This is a genomic window from Pseudomonas batumici (genome assembly GCF_036585405.1).
Lineage (GTDB): Bacteria > Pseudomonadota > Gammaproteobacteria > Pseudomonadales > Pseudomonadaceae > Aquipseudomonas > Aquipseudomonas batumici.
Genome location: NZ_CP144470.1, coordinates 6763477 through 6781386, shown reverse-complemented (window position 1 = coordinate 6781386; position 17910 = coordinate 6763477). Strand labels below are relative to the sequence as shown.

Annotated in this window: 17 protein-coding genes; all 17 read right to left on the bottom strand. The window is 58.0% G+C overall.

The genetic code is table 11. The annotated features are described in order from the left end of the window. Positions 1-263: 263 nt before the first annotated feature. The 17 genes from NUH87_RS31065 to NUH87_RS30985 all read right to left on the bottom strand — a co-directional run bounded on the left by NUH87_RS31065 (position 264) and on the right by NUH87_RS30985 (position 17901). Positions 264-4967 carry a hypothetical protein gene (locus tag NUH87_RS31065; RefSeq protein WP_338524085.1) on the bottom strand — a complete coding sequence of 1568 codons (4704 nt, stop codon included), beginning with the start codon at positions 4965-4967 and terminating at the stop codon, positions 264-266. Next, positions 4964-5431 carry a hypothetical protein gene (locus tag NUH87_RS31060; RefSeq protein WP_338524084.1) on the bottom strand — a complete coding sequence of 156 codons (468 nt, stop codon included), beginning with the start codon at positions 5429-5431 and terminating at the stop codon, positions 4964-4966. Before NUH87_RS31060 ends, NUH87_RS31065 begins: the two co-directional genes overlap by 4 nt. Beyond that, positions 5409-6716, bottom strand: a complete 1308-nt coding sequence (gene sctN, locus NUH87_RS31055; protein ID WP_338524083.1) for a type III secretion system ATPase SctN — start codon at positions 6714-6716, stop codon at positions 5409-5411. The genes NUH87_RS31060 and sctN overlap by 23 nt, the downstream gene beginning before the upstream one ends. Beyond that, the gene (locus NUH87_RS31050; protein WP_338524082.1) at positions 6713-7138 is read right to left on the bottom strand and encodes a hypothetical protein; all 426 of its coding nucleotides are present in this window, start codon (positions 7136-7138) and stop codon (positions 6713-6715) included. The genes sctN and NUH87_RS31050 overlap by 4 nt, the downstream gene beginning before the upstream one ends. Before the next feature lie 19 nt (positions 7139-7157). Beyond that, a complete protein-coding gene (locus NUH87_RS31045; RefSeq protein ID WP_338524081.1) occupies positions 7158-9176 on the bottom strand; it encodes an EscV/YscV/HrcV family type III secretion system export apparatus protein in 2019 nt (672 codons plus the stop codon). 3 nt (positions 9177-9179) lie between these two features. Beyond that, entirely contained in the window at positions 9180-9509 is a 330-nt protein-coding gene (locus tag NUH87_RS31040; protein WP_338524080.1) for a hypothetical protein, read from the bottom strand. Next, positions 9496-10599 (bottom strand): type III secretion system gatekeeper subunit SctW, encoded by a 1104-nt coding sequence (sctW, locus tag NUH87_RS31035; protein ID WP_338524079.1) that lies wholly within the window; start codon positions 10597-10599, stop codon positions 9496-9498. The genes NUH87_RS31040 and sctW overlap by 14 nt, the downstream gene beginning before the upstream one ends. Beyond that, on the bottom strand, positions 10589-12289 hold the full coding sequence (sctC, locus tag NUH87_RS31030) for a type III secretion system outer membrane ring subunit SctC (protein ID WP_338524078.1): 1701 nt from the start codon (positions 12287-12289) through the stop codon (positions 10589-10591). Before sctC ends, sctW begins: the two co-directional genes overlap by 11 nt. After that, positions 12286-12588: a hypothetical protein gene (locus tag NUH87_RS31025; RefSeq protein WP_338524077.1), complete on the bottom strand. Its 303-nt coding sequence runs from the start codon at positions 12586-12588 to the stop codon at positions 12286-12288. The genes sctC and NUH87_RS31025 overlap by 4 nt, the downstream gene beginning before the upstream one ends. Before the next feature lie 2 nt (positions 12589-12590). After that, on the bottom strand, positions 12591-13307 hold the full coding sequence (locus tag NUH87_RS31020) for a helix-turn-helix domain-containing protein (protein WP_338524076.1): 717 nt from the start codon (positions 13305-13307) through the stop codon (positions 12591-12593). Between the two features lie 31 nt (positions 13308-13338). Continuing rightward, the gene (locus tag NUH87_RS31015; protein ID WP_338524075.1) at positions 13339-13737 is read right to left on the bottom strand and encodes a hypothetical protein; all 399 of its coding nucleotides are present in this window, start codon (positions 13735-13737) and stop codon (positions 13339-13341) included. A gap of 147 nt (positions 13738-13884) precedes the next feature. After that, a complete protein-coding gene (locus NUH87_RS31010) occupies positions 13885-14388 on the bottom strand; it encodes a hypothetical protein (protein ID WP_338524074.1) in 504 nt (167 codons plus the stop codon). A gap of 38 nt (positions 14389-14426) precedes the next feature. Continuing rightward, positions 14427-15113, bottom strand: coding sequence for a hypothetical protein (locus tag NUH87_RS31005; protein ID WP_338524073.1), 687 nt, complete (start codon positions 15111-15113; stop codon positions 14427-14429). After that, positions 15058-15642 carry a hypothetical protein gene (locus NUH87_RS31000; RefSeq protein WP_338524072.1) on the bottom strand — a complete coding sequence of 195 codons (585 nt, stop codon included), beginning with the start codon at positions 15640-15642 and terminating at the stop codon, positions 15058-15060. The genes NUH87_RS31005 and NUH87_RS31000 overlap by 56 nt, the downstream gene beginning before the upstream one ends. A gap of 42 nt (positions 15643-15684) precedes the next feature. Beyond that, on the bottom strand, positions 15685-16455 hold the full coding sequence (gene sctJ / locus NUH87_RS30995) for a type III secretion system inner membrane ring lipoprotein SctJ (RefSeq protein ID WP_338524071.1): 771 nt from the start codon (positions 16453-16455) through the stop codon (positions 15685-15687). Continuing rightward, positions 16452-16745, bottom strand: coding sequence for a type III secretion system inner rod subunit SctI (sctI, locus tag NUH87_RS30990; RefSeq protein WP_338524070.1), 294 nt, complete (start codon positions 16743-16745; stop codon positions 16452-16454). The genes sctJ and sctI overlap by 4 nt, the downstream gene beginning before the upstream one ends. Before the next feature lie 148 nt (positions 16746-16893). Next, the gene (locus tag NUH87_RS30985; protein ID WP_338524069.1) at positions 16894-17901 is read right to left on the bottom strand and encodes a hypothetical protein; all 1008 of its coding nucleotides are present in this window, start codon (positions 17899-17901) and stop codon (positions 16894-16896) included. Between the last annotated feature and the right edge of the window lie 9 nt (positions 17902-17910).

The following is a 17910-nucleotide window of genomic DNA, read 5'->3' as shown; positions in this document are numbered from 1 at the left end:
GGCTGCTGGAGGGCGTCAAAACAGGCTGAATGCCCTCCTGAACGGAGGCCAGGCTGACTTGCACGCAATGCCCCTCCCCCAGCTGTTAAAGCGATAAGTCAGCACGCTCTTGCTGCTCGCCCCGCCTATGGGCGGTGTTTGGGAGGCCCCTGTGGCCTCCGTCGATTCGCGCACAGGCAAGTGGGCAGTCATCGGCATGCGTGCAGGCTTGGGTTCCCGATACTGCACTTGGGGCGTGCCTGGGCTTGCCCATTGCTCGCGTACTACTTGAGGGGGCTGTGTATCAGTGTCTCCGCATCCGCTGGGATCGGTTTTTTTTCGCTCGGTATCCACGGGCTGACGGGTAACAGCAAGGGGGCTTTCACCTTCGTGGCCAGCAGCAAGTCAAGTGAACCATGCTGCTCTGGCCAGTGCGTAGCAGACTTGACTGAATAATCAAGCTGTCCCTCGGCACCTGTGCTGGGCAGGGCGACCTTGCGCGTGTTTTCTGGAGGCGACGGCAGCCAATCAGCGGTTGAGAGGGGCTTGTCCGGCAGGGGGTTATTGCTCTGAGCCTGCTCAGTGCCATGCATCAATTGCGGATTTCGAGTTTTAAATTCCGGAGCAGGCCGGACCGATGGCCCAGGAAGCGTCACGGTCCGCAACCACGCATCGCTGAAACGCCGCCATATCGAGGACGGCCTTGAGTCGGGTGATTCGACTGCCCCCTGCTCCGCGCCCTCAGGTGCCGCTACCCACTCGCGCCGAGGCTGAACCGTTCTGCTGGATTGCACGGTAGGAGGTGCAATTGCCACGTCAACGACGGTGTGCACAACCAAGTCCTTCTGCTCAGTCTGTAACTGTTGCGAGCTCTGCCCCGGCACTTCACCAGTAGGGCTCGCCGTCGCGTTGGTCGACGCCCTAGGTACGAGGGACGACACCCCCACAATGGCGTCAATGGCTGGCTCGCCACGCGGCCGCACCTCAAGACTGACGGCTGGCTTCAATCTTTCGGGCGTTACCCGCTCATCGTCGCCAGCTCGAACATCGACCTGCTTCACGGACGGCAAGATTGCCTCGGGCCGTTCCCGGGTACCGGCATCATAGGACTGCACGGCAGGTGGCAGAATCGGACGCTCACCAGGAGCCGTTCTCAACGGAAAAACAGCGCTTTGTGGTTGCGTCTTGACAATGACCTCGTCAACGACGGTATGCACAATCGGACCCGCCTGCCGAGGCTTGTGCCGCTCACCGCTCGGCGGTGCGTTGAGCTGAGTTCGCGGCAGGGGCTCTTTATCCGATCCGGGTTCACTTGAACTCTCACCCCTGACAGAGGGTGTTTCAAACACAGACTTCGTCATTCGGCCAGGCTGTAACTGTTGCAAGCTCTGCCTCGGCACCGCATCACTGGGGCCCTCCGGCGCTTTGGCCGACGCCCTCGGGACGAGAGATGACATCCCCACGATGGGCTTGAGGGGAGCAAGCGACATCGTCTCGGCAACATTGATGGCGGCCGGCTCGCCTCGCTGCGGCCGCTCAAGACTGACAGCCGGCTTCAATCTTTCGGGCGTTACCCACTCACCTTCGCCAGCTCGACCATCGACCCGCTCTACGGATGGTAAGGTTGCCTTGGCCCCTCCCCGGGTACCTGCATCATAGGACTGCACGACAGGTGGCAGGATCGGACGCTTACCAGCAACAAGAAGTTGAGGCTGAGATGTCGAAGACTCCAGCGGTCGTTCCATTGTCACGGGCTCGATATCGAGTGATCGCGCCCGTGGTTTCGGCTCCTCTGTATCCGCTTGTTCAGGGCTCACAGCCATGATTGCTGCTTGCTCACCAAGAGCCGGTCTCAACGGAAAGGCAGCGTTTTGCACAATCGGACCCGCCTGCCGAGGCTTGTGCCGCTCACTGCTCGGCGGTGCGTTGAGCTGAGTTCGCGGCAGGGGCTCTTTTTCCAATCCAGGTTCACTTGACCTCTCACCCGTGACAGAGGGCGTTTCAAACACTGACTTCGTCATTCGGCCAGGCTGTAACTGTTGCAAGCGCTGCCTCGGCGCCGCACCAGTGGGGTCCTCCGGAGCTTTGGTCGCGAGAGATGACATCCCCACGATGGTTTTTTTGGGGGGAGCGAGCAACATCGTTTCGGCAACGTCGATAGCCGGCTCGCCGCGCTGCGGCCGCTCAAGACTGACGGCTGGATTCAATCTTTCGGGCGTTACCCACTCATCGTCGCCAGTTGGAGCATCGACCTGCTTCACGGACGGCAAGATTGCCTTGGGCCGTTCCCGGGTACCCGCATCATAGGACTGCATGGCAGGAAGCAGAATCGGACGCTCACCAGCAACAAGAGGAGGTACTGAGGCAGGCCTGGCCTCACTGTGCCGTGGCCCAGTGTTGTGGTCATTCCCATCCCCCTGTTCATCCAACCCTTGGGGGACCGCATTGATTGCTGCTCGCTCACCAGGAGCCGTTCTCAACGGAAAGGCAGCGTTTTGCACAATCGGACCCGACTGCCGAGGTTTGTGCCGCTCACTGCTCGGAGGTGCGTTGAGCTGAGTTCGCGGCAGGGGCTCTTTATTCAATCCGGGTTCACGTGGCCTCTCTCCGGTGACAGATGGCGTTTCAAACACAGACTTCGTGATTCGGCCAGGCTGTAACTGTTGCAAGCGCTGCCCCGGCACAGCACCAGTTCGGCCCTCCGGCGCTTTGGCCGCGAGAGATGCCCCCCCCACGATGGGCTTGAGGGGAGTGAGCAACATCGTCTCGGCAACATCGATGGCCGGCTCGCCACGCTGCGGCAGCTCAAGACTGACAGCCGAACTCAATCTTTCAGGCGTTCCCCGCTCACCTTCGCCAGCTCGAGCATCGACCTGCTTCACGGACGGCAAGATTGCCTTGGGTCGTTCCCGGGTACCCGCATCATAAGACTGCACGACAGGTGGCAGAATCGGACGCTTACCAGCAACAAGAGGTTGAGATGCCGAAGACTCCAACGGTCGTTCCATTGTCACCGGCTCGATATCGAGTGATCGCGCCCGTGGCTTCGCTTGCCGGCTCGAATCGATCGGCACTGTCTTCGGCTCGTCTGTATCCGCTTGTTCAGTGCTCACAGCCATGATTGCTGCTTGCTCACCAAGAGCCGGTCTCAACGGAAAAACAGCGCTTTGTGGTTGCGTCTTGACAATGACCTCGTCAACGACGGTATGCACAATCGGACCCGCCTGCCGAGGCTTGTGCCGCTCACTGCTCGGCGGTGCGTTGAGCTGAGTTCGCGGCAGGGGCTCTTTTTCCAATCCGGGTTCACTTGACCTCTCACCCGTGACAGAGGGTGTTTCAAACACAGACTTCGTCATTCGGCCAGGCTGTAACTGCTGCAAGCTCCGCCTCGGCACCGCATCACTGGGGCCCTCCGGCGCTTTGGCCGACGCCCTCGGGACGAGAGATGACATCCCCACAATGGGCTTGAGGGGAGCAAGCAACATCGTCTCGGCAACATTGATGGCGGCCGGCTCGCCTCGCTGCGGCCGCTCAAGACTGACAGCCGAACTCAATCTTTCAGGCGTTCCCCGCTCACCTTCGCCAGCTCGACCATCGACCGGCTCTACGGACGGCAAGGTTGCCTTGGGCCGTTCCCGGGTACCCGCATCATAGGACTGCACGACAGGTGGCAGAATCGGACGCTTACCAGCATCAAGAGACTGAAACAGAGATGTCGAAGACTCCAGCAGCCGCTCCATTGGAGTCGCGTTTTTAGCCGGTGCCACGAACAGGGGGCGAGAAGACACATCCACGACCGGTTTCCCGCCCTTCGGTCTAGCGGGTAGCATCGCCTCGGCTGTGTTAGTCGAAACCTCAGGCTCTTGCGGCGGTACTGCAGAAGGGGTTAGCAGTGCCAATCGCTCAGGCGTTGCCAACACGCCACTGAGTGGGTCCTCCTGCCGGTCCGGATCATCGATTACCCTTGCCTGCTGTTCAGCCACGACAACCGAAGCACACGGTTTCGAGGTGATTTCTACTCTGCGACCAGTCGCCTCCGGCAGTGGATCTCGAGAAAGCTCGATCTCCACGGGCCCAATCGCGTTTATCGATACGGTAGGCACCGCTGATGTATAGGGGAAATCCTCAGGCAAAAAAGATGGTTCCGACGAGGAGAGGCCGCTGTCGACGTCTTGCGTTACGTGCTCGACATCATGCTTGGGTTGCACGAGCGCGACGCAGGCAGGCTCCGAGGATGTCGCCGGCAATAGCCTGTCAGGAGCCGGTCGCGCCGACGGTCTATCCGGCAAAATGCCCCTAAAGCCCTCGACAAGCGGAGCCCGAGCCAGCGTCTGCAACGTGTTGAAAAGTTCAGCTGGGAATGCATCCGCGTCAGAAGCCGGCTCAGGCTGACGACGCTGCCGAGGAAGTACGGCCGATACCTGCTCTTCAGCCACCACAACCGGTGCACGCGGCCTCGAGATCGCTTGCTCCCCGCTGGGGCTTTCCACCCTGCGACCAGTCGCCTCCGAGCGTGGACCTTGATAAGAATCGATCTCCATGGGGCCAATCGCGTTTATCGATACGGAAGGCAGCGCTGATGTATGGGGGAGTGTCGGTGGCACCGACTCGGATAGACCGCTGTCGACATCTTCCGTTACGTGCTCGACATCATGCTGGGGTTGTGCGAGCACCACGCAGGCGCGCTCATACGATGGAGCAAAGCCGACAGAAGCAGCCAGAACCCCTTCCACAACGGGTCCGTGGTCATCCTCGTCCCAAGCGCTTTTTGATACGCCCTCCTCCCCATCATCGCGCTTGGGCAAGCCGCCGAGGGCTGCGCTCAACGTCCAGTCGGAACGGTACGCTACCGGCTCTTGCTGCACCCCAGGCACAACGAAGGGGCAGTTATCGCGAGGTTCGTCCCGATACATCTCAAAACGTTCGTGTAAAGGCTCGCCTTCCACGAACAGCGGTTTCTCGACAGCGCTTGAAAAATCAATATTCATGAGTGCAATTGTTTGCATGCCACACTGTTCTCGATAGCCTTGCGCGTCAGGCGCAACCGGTGGGTTTTCTGTTGCCGACGCAAGTGCTGCTCAACCTTTTCCCACTTCTGTTCCTTTGCCTGTAAAGCGTCCAGCACTTGCTGCAACTCGTGCGCGTGCCGTTGTACGTCGCTCTCCTGCTCCTCCAAGCCCTCGCGTTCCATACGTTGTGCGGCGAGCTTGCTCAGGAGCACGGCCTCTTTTCGCTTGCGCTCAAAAAACGCGGCGCGATCGAGTGTCAACCCGACCTCGGCATGCATGCGCGCAATCGCTTCGCGGTACTCGCCCATTCGCTCATCGCAAGCGGCCAGGGCGGCCTGCAGTTCCTCAATCTGCCCCTGCGCCTGACGCAGCTCGCGCTCGGTACGAGCCTGCCGTTGCTCACCCAACAGGCGCAGCTGTTTAATCAGTGGCAGATAATTCACTGAGTGCTCCTTGCGTCTCGGCGAAAAGGCTGCACTCACGCATGTCCTGGCGAAGGAAGTCTTCGATCTCGTCCTTCTGCTCGATCAGTCGGTCGGTATCCGTGCTCTCGCCAAACCGGTACTCACCCAGATCGAGCACCAGGCGCAGCTCTTCGAGCCGCCCCAATTTGCCGCGCAAGGATTGCGCGGCCCCCAGATGATCGTCATCGACGACTTGCCGGAATACCCGGCTGGCACTGCCCAGCACATCGATCGCGGGGAAATGTCCACGGCCCGCCAACGCGCGTGACAGGTAGATATGCCCATCCAGAATCGAGCGAATCTCATCGCCAATGGGATCACTGTCTTCTTCATCCTCCAGCAGCACGGTGTAAAAGGCACTGATACAACCGGTACGAGTACGACCCGAACGCTCGAGAATTTTCGGCAATTCTTCAAATACCGAAGCCGGATAACCGCGCGTCGCGGGGAACTCTCCGGCGGCCAGGGCAACGTCGCGCAAGGCACGCGCATAACGCGTCATGGAGTCGATCAACAACATGACGTGCTTGCCTTGATCGCGGAAGTACTCCGCCAACGTGGTGGCGATCAGCGCGGCGTTACGCCGCTCCACCGAGGGCCGGTCCGACGTGGCACAGACAACCACCGTGGCATGCCGCTTATGTTCGGGAATACCGTTGCGAATGAACTCCGCGGCTTCACGACCACGCTCCCCGACGAGCCCGACGATATAAACATCGGCCTCGGAGTGGGCGATCAGCATGGATAACAACGAGGTTTTTCCGCCACCCGCCGGCGCGAAAATACCGACTCGCTGCCCCTGCCCACAGGTCAACAGTGCATCGATACTGCGCACACCGGTCACCAGCACCTGGTCGATGGGCTCGCGCTCGCCGAAATCCGGCGGCGCTCGGTCAATCGTCATTGTCCGAGCTCGGGTGCGCTCCCGAGCCTCGGCAAAACGCTCGCGTAACTCACCATCGCTCCCCACGACGCTGCCTAACAGCAGCTCGGAAGCCTCGATGGAGAACCCCTGCCCGTTCGGCACCACCAGGCAATCGCGTGACAAGCCAACCGAGTCGCCCAGTAGACTGAGGATCGCTCCGTTAGCGCCAAAGCCGATCGTCTGGGCACTGCACAGTATCTGGTCATCCCAGATACTGCGCTTGATGTCGCAACGTTCACCAATAAAGGTGTGCTGCAAGGGCGCTTCGATGATCGGACCCTGCAAGCGGCTGGGTTTTGCCGCATGCTTTAGCAGATGTCGCGCCCCATGCCCGATCATTCCTGGATCATGCCGCACAACTCTTTGGCGGCCTCGTGGACATCTTCCAGGACGGATGCAAAAAGCTCCTTGTTTTCCAGGTGCGTCGCCTTGACGGGGGCACTCAAGGTGAACTCGCCACTTTCTTCGTTACGCACGCCAGTCAGCACACTCACCAATGACCAGTCACGCGGAGTGGAAATGATTCGAAGCGTGTCTTCCGCTCGAGCATCAAGCACCGAATGGTTCTTTAATTTTATATGACAGTAAATCCACACGTGAGTCTCTTCCACCGCAAGAAAGATACTCGCCGCATCGTTGAATTCCAACATGATGGGAGAATGTTGATCGACATTGCCAACGATCTCTTTATCACAGCCCAAATGCTCAAGGCTTTCTCGCAAGAGCGTTGGAAGATGAAATACATTCATTTTCATGGTCATATTCTGTTAACTCCTGTTATCACACTGTTTTGAGGACATCGATTTTCGTCATGTCCGTGACCTCGCCATACGACAAGACTTCCATCTCGGGAAAACGCTGCTCGATCAAGCGCTTGAAGAAGCGACGGACATCGACGGCCGTCAGAAAGACCGCGTCGCGTAATGGTATCGACGTACTACCGATCTCCGCCGCCAGTAAATCCAGAATACCCTCGCTCTCTTCGGGCTCCAGATTGAGAAAAGTACCGGCAGAACTTTGTCGAATACCTTTGCGAACACTTTCCTCCAGGTCAGACGACGTGACAATCGCCCGCAAGCGCTCGCCGCGAGCGAACTTGCTGGTGATATAACGACCCAGCGCACCGCGGACATGCTCAACCAACATAATGGTATCGCGCTCCTTGCCCGCCCAATGGGTAATGGCCTCCAGCACCACTTTCATGTTGCGGATCGAGATCTGCTCTTTGAGCAAGCGCTGCAGTATCTCGGTAATCCGTTGCACCGGCGCATTGCGATAGGCCTCCTTCAACAGTTCCGGATACTTGCGCTCCATCTCGTCCAGCAGGTTCTTGGTTTCCTGGATACCAAAGAGTTCACCGACATTGCGCGACACCGCGGCAATAAAACCGCTGCGAAGATCATCCTCTACGGCACTCACCACAATACCCATCTCCCTGGCCCCGGATGGCAGTGCCTGCGGGTCGACCCAGCAGGTCGACTGCCCGTTGCTGTCCTGGGTCAACTGTGTCGGGATACCTAAAGCCTCCAGGGTTTCCATGCCGCTCACGACGCGGCTCTGGCCAAACACAAGGTTGAGTTCGCCGGCACGCACTTCGTTAATCAGCAGCACCCCCTGGTTGGCAGCGATCGTCGGCGATTCACGAACCTCGATCGCCGGCAGCTTCAGGCCCAGCTCCAGGAAAGTGCTCTTAGCCAGGCTTTCGGCCAGATCCAACGGCAGATGCTCACGCTGCCCCTCGGGGATAAGCAACATCAGCGGAAGCGTATCGGTGAGCATCTGGTCGATACTCATCGTGCTCTTCTCGGAGGCGCCACCACCCTCTCCCCCCAGCTCTCCGTCCTCGGTGTTTTTCCCACGGGTTCGCGCGAAATACAGCAGCCCGACGCCCGCGGCCAGTCCTATGAAAACCAGGCTGGGGAAACCCGGAACAAGGCCCATTGCCAGACAGAGCACGGCGACCACCAGCAAGACAAAAGGGTTCGAGGTGAGCTGGTTGACAATATTCACCCCCAGATTCTGGCCCTCGCCGGCCACCTTGGTCACGATGAAACCGGCCGAGATCGAAATCAGCAACGCCGGAATCTGCGCGACCAAGCCGTCGCCGATGGTCAACAGGGTGTAGGTATTCAAGGCCTCGTTAAAGCTGAAGTCGTGCCGCGACATACCGACGGCGATACCCCCGATGAAATTGACCAGGATGATGACGATGCCGGCAATCGCGTCACCCTTGATGAACTTCATCGCCCCATCGAGCGAGCCATAGAGCTGGCTCTCCTTCTCCAAGACGCTGCGTCGCTGCTTGGCGGCCTCGCCATCGATCACCCCGGCGCGAAGGTCGGCATCGATGCTCATCTGCTTGCCCGGCAAACCGTCCAATGAGAAGCGCGCGCACACTTCCGCCACCCGCTCGGAACCCTTGGTTATCACGATGAACTGGACAATGGTCACGATCGCGAAGATGGTCAGCCCGATCACCAGGTCGCCACCAATTACAAAATCACCAAATGACTCGATAATCTGCCCGCCATCGGCCTGCTGCAGAATCAGCCGACTCGTGCTGATCGACAGGGCCAGGCGGAACAGCGTGGTAATCAACAGGATGGAAGGGAATGCCGACAGATCGAGAACCCGTCCGATATAGAACGACCCCACGAAAATCAGGATCGACAGGGTGATGTTCAAGCCAAGGAGCAAATCGACCAGATAGGTCGGCAGAGGAATGATCAACATAGCGATGATCATCACCATCAGGAAAACAATCGCCAGCTCCGGATGCATGGCCAGTTTTTTCAACATGGCTTATTTCTCCTGGCTATTGGCGCTGATCAACGCCTGGCCCTGGGCACAATAGCGCTGTACGAAAGCGTACAGGTCGGCCAGCTCCGAGCGTTCGAAAGTGCGACACACCACCAGCCGCCCGTTCCATAACAAGACCTGCTCTTGCTCGGCGACCTGCTCGAGTAGTTGAATCAATTGCGCAGGCGGTACTGAAGTTTCGGTAAAGATCGCGAAACGCAGGGGGCCAACGCGCTCTACCCAGCCGGTCACCCTGGGCCATACCAGCGGCAAGCGCTGCCCGGGTTGCAAGGCTTCGATCCGCCAGGTGAGTTCTTGCTCAAAAGCCTGCATGCAAGACCTCCAGTACATCGTCCTCATCACCGCGGATCTCATCGGCGAGGGCCAACAAGCCGTTCAGGACCGTATCGCGCGATAGCGAATCGGTATGGACCTGTTCGGGAATCTCAGTGAAACCACGGATCAATTGTTGGATAAAGCGTGCGAGCACCGCACGCCTGGAAAAACGCAGCAAACGCTCGAACAATTCGGCGACTCCCGCTCGAATGGCCTCGGGGTTTTGCAGCACCTTGAGCATGAAATTCAATAGCTGCTGGTTTTGCGCCGGCTCCCAGGCCGGCCCCTCATAGCGCGCCATGCACCTGAGGAACGTCAGATCCGCCGAGCGAATCAGGCGCAGGGCAAACAACCGATCGAGCAACAGTCCAAATTCCTCTTGAGAACAGCTGGGGTCCGTTGCACTGATGTCCAGCGCCAGGGCTTCCTGGAGGAAATCGATAGCCCGATAACGCTCGTCGAAGCCAAAGGCCTCGAGCAGGTACTCATATTGCGCGACCTCGCAATAGTCGCCGGTCACGAAAGCCCGATAAGCCTCACGCAGACTTTGTGGCGTAAGCCCAAGTTGCTTCCCGAAGTGACGACTTTTCGACGCGGCATTGATCCCCGCGTGAATCCGTTGTTCGCCTTCCTCGGCGAGCAGCCGCTCGCGGGCTTTCTCGATACGCTTACGCGTCGCATCGGATAAACGCCAATGACGTAACAACTCGGCCAACGCCAAAGCCAAATCGCTCGGGTCGCCAAACAGACCACGGGCCAAGCTCAAAAAGCCTTGCGTGGTCTGATAAGGATCGTTGGCGGCCTCGTGCAGTTTGCCGATACGCTCTACGGCCGCCGGCTCCAGAATGCCCTGGAGCACTTTGCTCAGGGCTCTTCGCGCGTCCTGTTCGCGGTTCTCGGTGACGCGCTTGCCACCGAACTTGCTCATCAGCATCGACAGTTCTTCTTTCATGTCATGCATCAGCGACAAGTGATCCGGCGTGGCCAGCTTCATCAGCAGGTCAAGCTCTTCATTGATCCCGGCATTGCCCAAGGGATCGACGCTGGCCGGATTGATCGCCTGGAAGCGATGAGCATCAACTTCCATTATTTTTTTCCAGATAGTGCTTGAGCTGATCCACCGCGTTATCCAGCGGCAGGCCCGGCCTTTTGATCGACGGGGAGAGCGCAAGGGAACGATCGGCGAGCAACAATCGCGGCTGGATCAGAAACATCCGCACCTGCTGGTTTTGACGCTGCCTGTCGAAACGGAACAATCCACCGATAAAGGGCAAGTTGCTCAAACCGGGGACCCTACGGTCGTCTTCCTGCAACTCATCGCGGGTATAACCGCCGATCAGCAGACTCTGTTCGCGCTCGACTCGGGCCACCGTGTTGATCTGGGTACGGTTGACCACCGGCAGTCCGGCAACATCGCTGCCCGCACCTTGTGTCGCCGCGCCGTCCTCGATATTGAGGTCCATCTCGATTTGCCGGTCATCCTGGGAGACCCGTGGCAGCACATTGATCGAGGTGCCGTAGGTAATGGTCTGCAACTCGGCAACACGCTCACCGGTCAGTTGCACGTAAAAACTGCGATTGTTGTCGAACAGCGCCTCGGTGTTTTCCTGCGTCAGCAGCAGCGGTCGCGCGACCACATGGGCCTTTCCTGCACGACTCATGGCGGATACCTCGCCGAGGAATCTCGCCGTCTGCTCATTGCCCATGGCCGTCTCGAAACGATTGAGGTTGATTCCGACCGCCCCGGTGTTGCTCAGCTGTCCACTCCAATCGACCCCGAGTTCATCGAGGTCGGCTTTCGAGACATCGATAATCCAAAGCGATAACTCAAGCTGCCGACGTGGCACATCCAATGCCCCGACCAGGTCCTTGACCAATCGAACTTGCTGGCGCGGCCCACGTACCACCAGGCTATTGGTATTGTTGTAGGCCACCACCTTGACCGACCCCGTCGACCTGACCGGCTCCGGCGTTTTTTCCGATGGCGCCGGCCGTACCGAGACCTCGGCATCCTCGAGGGAAGCATCACGCTCATGGATCACCGGAAGCGGGGTTGCCTGCACCTGGATATCAGTAGCGATGCCCTGATCGGCTAACAGCTCCTTGATCAGCGAGGCCATACCCGGATTGATGACTTTTTTGCTGCGCTGTTCGTACTCGCGATCCGAGACGAAGGAATGGCTGAGCTTGATCGCCTCGATCACCTCCTCATGCTTGTACTTTTCTTCGCTCCCATTCTCTTCCTCGCTGATGGCGACCTCATCCAGAAAGGACGCGCTGGAGGTAATGATGTCGATATATTTAGGCGGACCGGAGATATAGAAGGTTCTGGACGTATCGTCGCCCCTGAGTGGATAACGCTCGTCATACAAGGCCGCGGAGCGTAGAAACCCCGTCAGTGATTTCAATGAGGTACGTGATACGGATACCACCGAACTTTTGATTTCCGTCGCATCGTAGATATAAATAACCTGGCCATCGAAATACCAGATCAACCCCAACTTGTTGGAGAGTGTGGTGAGTTCCTTGAACGGTGCCTCCAGGAGGAAGTTACCACTGACGCGGTAACGCTTGGCCTTTGCACTCAGGACCACCGATAGATTGGTGTCAGCGAAAAAGGCCTTGAACACCTGCTCGACACCTTGTTCATTGGCCACAAAGGCCTTTTCTTCAGCCTCGGATGAGCCGTTCTGTGATGGGATATCTACGGTAATATCTTTCGCTTGGGCAGCCCCCATCAGTGCCAGTAGACACATGGCGATAACGTACGTCTTCATGAAAAAAGTTCTTCGAAAATTTTCAGCTCTTCAGTGATCCAGGCCGATAGATCATCGTCAGCCATCGACACGTTGAAAACCAGATAGAGGTAATGATCAAGTAATGCAAAGCGACAATCGACACGGGTAATCCAATCCGCCCATTTACAGGACAGCAGCGCGTAGGCTTCCTCGAAACGGGGGTGATTGACTGGCAGTAACGGATAACTTCCATAGCATTCCCCCGTCCAGGGGTAGATCAGCAGTTCATATCGAAGCCCCGCGGCCTCGGCCGCCCTTTTCAGTTCATCAACGCCCATGCTCACCGATCACTCAGCTTCAAGAGTTTTTCCGAGTGAGCAAACATCGAGGGGGTGATACCCAGTTCACGTTTAATCTCGTTGGAAATATGCGATGCCGAGGCGTAGCCGTTTTGCATGGCCACCTCGAGAATGCTGCCGCGGCCTTCGACGATATCCAAGACCGCGCGCGCGACCCGCCACTCCTTGAGTTTGACTTTGGCCGCTTTACCCAGCGTGTTGCGACAGATTTTCCGGAAGTGCGAATAAGACAACCCGTACGCATGGCACATTTCGTTCAGATGAGCCGAGTCGCTGTTGTGCAATAAGTAGCTGATCAACGAATAGGCTTCTTTTGTGCGCAGCCAACGCCGTAGATCTTCACGGGTGCCTTCCAGCTTTTGCCAGAGAAACCAGCTTTCCGTTGCCTTGCGCGAATCAAATGAGCCCTCGGGAACAGGCATCAGCAGTTGCCGGCCGCCCACCGCGCCAGAGGCGCAATGAGCGTCAGCCGGTGTTGCCGCGTCGATAAACGCCAGCAGCGAACAGAAGTCGACGATCAGCAGGTATTTGCACTCGACCTCATACTGAAAGCGCAGGCTGTGCCTGGCATTGAGTGCCACCAGCCAGGTTCCCGGGTCGAGCCGCTGCTCACTGATCCCGCTGCGCGGATCACTCAGGTTGACCATCGTCGATTGTTTGACTCGCAACGCCAGCAAGGTATCGTCAAGCGCCAGCAACGCCTCGTCTGCCTGGGGTTGCCAAGGCGCTTCACAACCGTACATGGGAACCACCTTGCGCCACGCTATCGATCACCACTTCGCCGGCGATGGGAACTCGTGGAACAAGATCGACACACTGCAGCAAATGCTGCTCCAGACCTCGATCCCGGGTACGAATCTGCAGGGTCTTGTCCGCGTTGGCGGTATAACTGATCTCGGCACGATTCAGCGCATGGGAGCTCAGATACCCGACCGCGCACATGACAATCCGATTGCGAGCGTAGGTATCCGCCCATTCAACCTGCTGAGGGTCATGCGGCTGCGGTGCTGGCGACGCACAACCGCCCAGCGAGACCAACACGCCGAGCAATATCGCCACGACCGCATGACCGGGAACCTGCCACTGCATGCCCATCGACATTCGCGGGGATCTCGTGGTGGATGTCACTTCGCTCTCCTTTCGCAACGCCATTGACGCTCGCGACCTGCATGCCCGCACATCACGGGCTAACGAAGTGACATTTTCCCACTCAATCCCGAGCGTCTATGTAAGACGAGTACGAAAGGACTTTTGTGCCTGACAGGCCAGGCTGCGTTAGAACTCGATGGGCTTGAAGATGCTCTGGCTCTCGTCCACCGGGTAGAAAATCCGCTGTATGAACCACTGCATGACGATGTCATTGATCAGTTCATCGGCGCGGTCGTTTTCCTCCTTCAGTCGGGCCAATGCGCCCTCAGGCGCCATCTCCATCGCCAAGGTGAAATCCTCCTTGGCCTTGGCGATCTCAGCCTCGCTATAACTGCTGATCGAGCGCATCACGTTGGCCATCCGCTCTGCCGCTGCCGAAATGAAGTCGGTTTTGGCGGGGTTCGGCAGCGGGCGCGGGTACTCCGGAAATGTCGCGGCTTTATCCAGTTGCTCAACCAATGAATTCATCCACGGATCGTCGTACCGGTTCGGACGATACGCCTGAGCCCCAGGCTGGCCAGGGGTCCTGCTTTGCAGGCGATCCGTGAGCGATGTGAGCGCCTCCGGACCTTGCCTGTCACCCAGTACAGAGCCCCCTGACAAAACGGTCTTCAAGAGTGGGAATGACATCAACGCTCTCCTTCACCACATTCAAATTAAAAGGTGGTCTACTCATCCACCGAAACGACACAAGCCGATAATTGCGCGGCCAACTCTTCAAACACCTGGGCGCGCAACCGTCCGCAACCCGCCTCCAAATCCATGTGCTCATGCAGCGAGGCGATAGAGCTGCTCACAACCTTATCAAGCGCTGCCGGGGCTTCGAATGACCACACATGCTCGCCCCATTCAATAACGAAGCGCTGCCCGTCCGGAGCCTCGGCAACTTTCACGCTGAGGCCGGCAGCCACCAGCCTGGCTTCAATCCGCGCACTTTCACCCTTCGCGAAAGCCGGCAGGAAAACCCGCAGTTGCTTGACCGCAGGCAGCGGCTCGGACTGCAAGAGCTGCTCGACTACCGCCAACAACATATCGTTGGAAGCAAATGACGGGAGTAACAACTCTTTAATGCGCAACGCCAGAGACTGCTCCAGATATTCGCGAACATCGGCAATGGCGATCATTTCATTCACCAGGGCCACCACCGAAGCGTTCAACCCTTCGGCATAGCCCTCGAGATAACCGTTGCCCCGGATCGCCGATGCTTCTCGTTGCGCCTCGTCGCATAGTTTGCGTGCCCGCTTTCTTGCCTCGACCAGCACATCCTCGGCCGCCCGCAAACGCAGAATATCGCGGCGCTTAACCAGCACACCCGACAGCTTGGCACCCGGTTTCAACTCGATGGTTTTCGACATGATCAATCGCCAACTGAAAAGCAAACTGCGCGCTGGCCGGTACCGACCAGCGAGCCTGATTCGACATCGGCGCAAACAGCAAGCGCAGACGTTGGTACAAGGGCAGCGGCAGGCCCTGCCCCAACGCCATGACATAACGCGCCCCGTACCCCGTGATCGTCTCCCGGGTGATGTCCACCGGCCGCTCCGTGGCCGCCGGCAGAGACAAGGGCAGCGCCAACAAGGCGGTGGTCTGGGAGCACAACCGGTTGATGTAGCCGCTGCTCATCAGCTCGGAGCGCAACGCCAACAGGCCGCACACATAAGCGACCGCCGGCAACCTGGCCCACAGCCGCAGGAACTCGGCCACCGGCGCCTGTTCCAGGATGATCGGGGCGCAGGCCGTTTCCAGGGCCAGGTGCCGGATCAACAGGCGATTGCGCATCGTCAATGACAAGCGCTCGGCACCTTCGAACCGGCCCAGCCAAACCGCATCGGCATAACTGGCCGGGGCATACAGCACCCGTATAAGGGTGCCTTGTAGAGACATGAGGTTTCTCCTTTGCCGAGATCCTTGCCACCGCGTTCAACGTCATGTCTCCCCCTTGCCGTCACGCAACAACAAGCGTTTGCCAAGGGCTACAAGACCTTTCTGGGGAGAACGTTGTACTACCAGCCAGGCACCGCCCAGCAGCATGACCACCATGAGCAATGCCCCCATGCCCAGCGCTTGCAAGGAGAATGACGATGTCGACGGCGCGGTAATCGATAACAGCGGCGGTGTGTGCTTGAACAGCGTTACCGCAATGTCCGCATAGTGAATATCGTTGAAGCTGTTCTTGATAAAGCGTTTAACTTTCTCGATAAACAACCCTTCCTCGATCTCGCCTTCATAGGTCACCAGCACGGAGAGTCGAGTGGGTCGATGGGTCTTGCGCCGGTCGGCGCTTTCCAGATCGTAACTGGCATGCACGCGCGCGGTGATCACCTGGTCGATCTGCATCAACGATCGTTCCAGACGCTGCTCTATACCTGAAAGCAGCCGGGCGCGCTCCGCGGTCGGCGTGCTGACCAGCGCATCGGCTGGAAACATATCGGCAATATCCACATCCGCCCGCGAAGGCAATCCATGCACGTTGAGCAAGTCCACTGACGCCGCGAAATCAGCGGTTTCCACCACCACCTTGAACTGGCTTTTCTCAGCGTGAACCTTGGACGCCACGATGTTGTACTTTTGCAGCAACGCTACGGCTTCATTCGCTTGCCGTTCATTGATATTGCTCAGCAGATCCTCACGACAACCGCCCAACAGCAGCAGGATCGCGACGAACAGAATAGGCCTCAGCCGGCTCAGAGCATTCACGATTTAAGCAGGGTTTCAACTGCCGAAACCATTTTTCGGGTACAGACAGCAATCGTCTCCACCTGTAGATGATGGTCTTGTGCCATCGAAAAGGCTCTTAGCATCTCTGCGGGATTGCCCGTTTCCGCCGCTGACAGCGCGGTCTCCAGCATGCCCAGCTTTTGCGCCTCGGAGGCGCTTGCGGCTCTCGCGGTCAGACTGATAAGCCCTTGTTCCGGCATGCTGCTATCGTCGACCGACAGGTCCATGGCGTTTCCGCCAGCCCCCGGCAGCGCATCGATTCTGATCATGATCAACCTTCCCCCGACACGGACGTTCGGGTGTTTGAAATAACCGGGCCATTTTTGCTTTCTGTCATCAAAAAGCAAAAAACAGCCGTCCACTTCAAGGCTGTCGCTGCACCGACGTAGAGCACGGCGAAGCAACAGCCTCTCAGGATTAAAGTTTCGAAATTATTTTCTCGGCATTTTCCGAAATCTTGTTGATCGCGGCAGTGTGGATGCCATTGAATTGGGTGTAATGCTGCATGGTTACGTTAAAGCTGGCCAATTTGGTGACGTTACCTGGGTCGCCTTGCATCATGACACTCGAAAAATCGCTATGGTTTTTCAGTTCACTCTCCTTGATTACTGCGCCAGTTTTCTGGTCCGTGTAGCCCCCATCCTTATTCCTTCTGAAAACCACTTCTTCATCCACATTGACCAAGTCACCCACACTATTCTCACGGTAACCACCCGCCAGTTCATTCAGGCGCCGTTGCATGCCATACTGAACGTCGGCAGAGCCCAGTTGGAACTTGTCATTCAGTTTATCCAACACGCGCCGGCCATCGTGACGGTTATCGAGAATACCAATCATCGCCCGCTCTTCGTCTTCGAATTTCTCACGAGCATGATTGATAAAAGCATCCCGCAACTCTCGTCGTGAGTTATCGGCACTGGAGGATGCCGGCATAAGGCTTTGCAGTTCGGCGAACTCCTTCTCCACGTCCTTTAACTCGGCAGCTACATCACCGGCAGCGGCGGCAGCCACGTTTTCATCCGAGCTTGCAACCAGCGCTTCAACATCGCCCTGCGCCTTTGCAAGTTTATTTTTGAGGCTCTCTGCCAACTCCTCCGCACGCTCAGCCAACGCTACAGCGGCACCGACCGCACTCAGTGCCGAGCGGCCATCAGACGGCTTGCCTTTAGCACGACTCTCAGCGTCGTTCGCTTTCGCCCGAAGCTCCTCAGCCATTTTTTTGGCGTTTTTAGCCTTTTCTGTGATCATTGCGAAATCATCAAAGGCCGCATCCTTGGTCTCCTGTTTTACCGGCGCATGCATGACCGCCGGAGCCGACTTGCGCTGAAGACTCTCCCGCAGTCCAGAAGGCGCTGCAAAGCGCTCCCCCGACAGCATTTCCCCATCGATTCCTGCAGCACCCAGTCCCCTGATATCATTTGACATCACATAACC

Coding starts and splice junctions, on each gene's coding strand:
- NUH87_RS31065 (WP_338524085.1), bottom strand. CDS start 4,967: ATGAATATTGATTTTTCAAGCGCTGTCGAGAAACCGCTGTTCGTGGAA.
- sctN (WP_338524083.1), bottom strand. CDS start 6,716: ATGATCGGGCATGGGGCGCGACATCTGCTAAAGCATGCGGCAAAACCC.
- NUH87_RS31050 (WP_338524082.1), bottom strand. CDS start 7,138: ATGACCATGAAAATGAATGTATTTCATCTTCCAACGCTCTTGCGAGAA.
- NUH87_RS31045 (WP_338524081.1), bottom strand. CDS start 9,176: ATGTTGAAAAAACTGGCCATGCATCCGGAGCTGGCGATTGTTTTCCTG.
- NUH87_RS31040 (WP_338524080.1), bottom strand. CDS start 9,509: ATGCAGGCTTTTGAGCAAGAACTCACCTGGCGGATCGAAGCCTTGCAA.
- sctW (WP_338524079.1), bottom strand. CDS start 10,599: ATGGAAGTTGATGCTCATCGCTTCCAGGCGATCAATCCGGCCAGCGTC.
- sctC (WP_338524078.1), bottom strand. CDS start 12,289: ATGAAGACGTACGTTATCGCCATGTGTCTACTGGCACTGATGGGGGCT.
- NUH87_RS31025 (WP_338524077.1), bottom strand. CDS start 12,588: ATGGGCGTTGATGAACTGAAAAGGGCGGCCGAGGCCGCGGGGCTTCGA.
- NUH87_RS31010 (WP_338524074.1), bottom strand. CDS start 14,388: ATGTCATTCCCACTCTTGAAGACCGTTTTGTCAGGGGGCTCTGTACTG.
- NUH87_RS31005 (WP_338524073.1), bottom strand. CDS start 15,113: ATGTCGAAAACCATCGAGTTGAAACCGGGTGCCAAGCTGTCGGGTGTG.
- NUH87_RS31000 (WP_338524072.1), bottom strand. CDS start 15,642: ATGTCTCTACAAGGCACCCTTATACGGGTGCTGTATGCCCCGGCCAGT.
- sctI (WP_338524070.1), bottom strand. CDS start 16,745: ATGATCAGAATCGATGCGCTGCCGGGGGCTGGCGGAAACGCCATGGAC.
- NUH87_RS30985 (WP_338524069.1), bottom strand. CDS start 17,901: ATGTCAAATGATATCAGGGGACTGGGTGCTGCAGGAATCGATGGGGAA.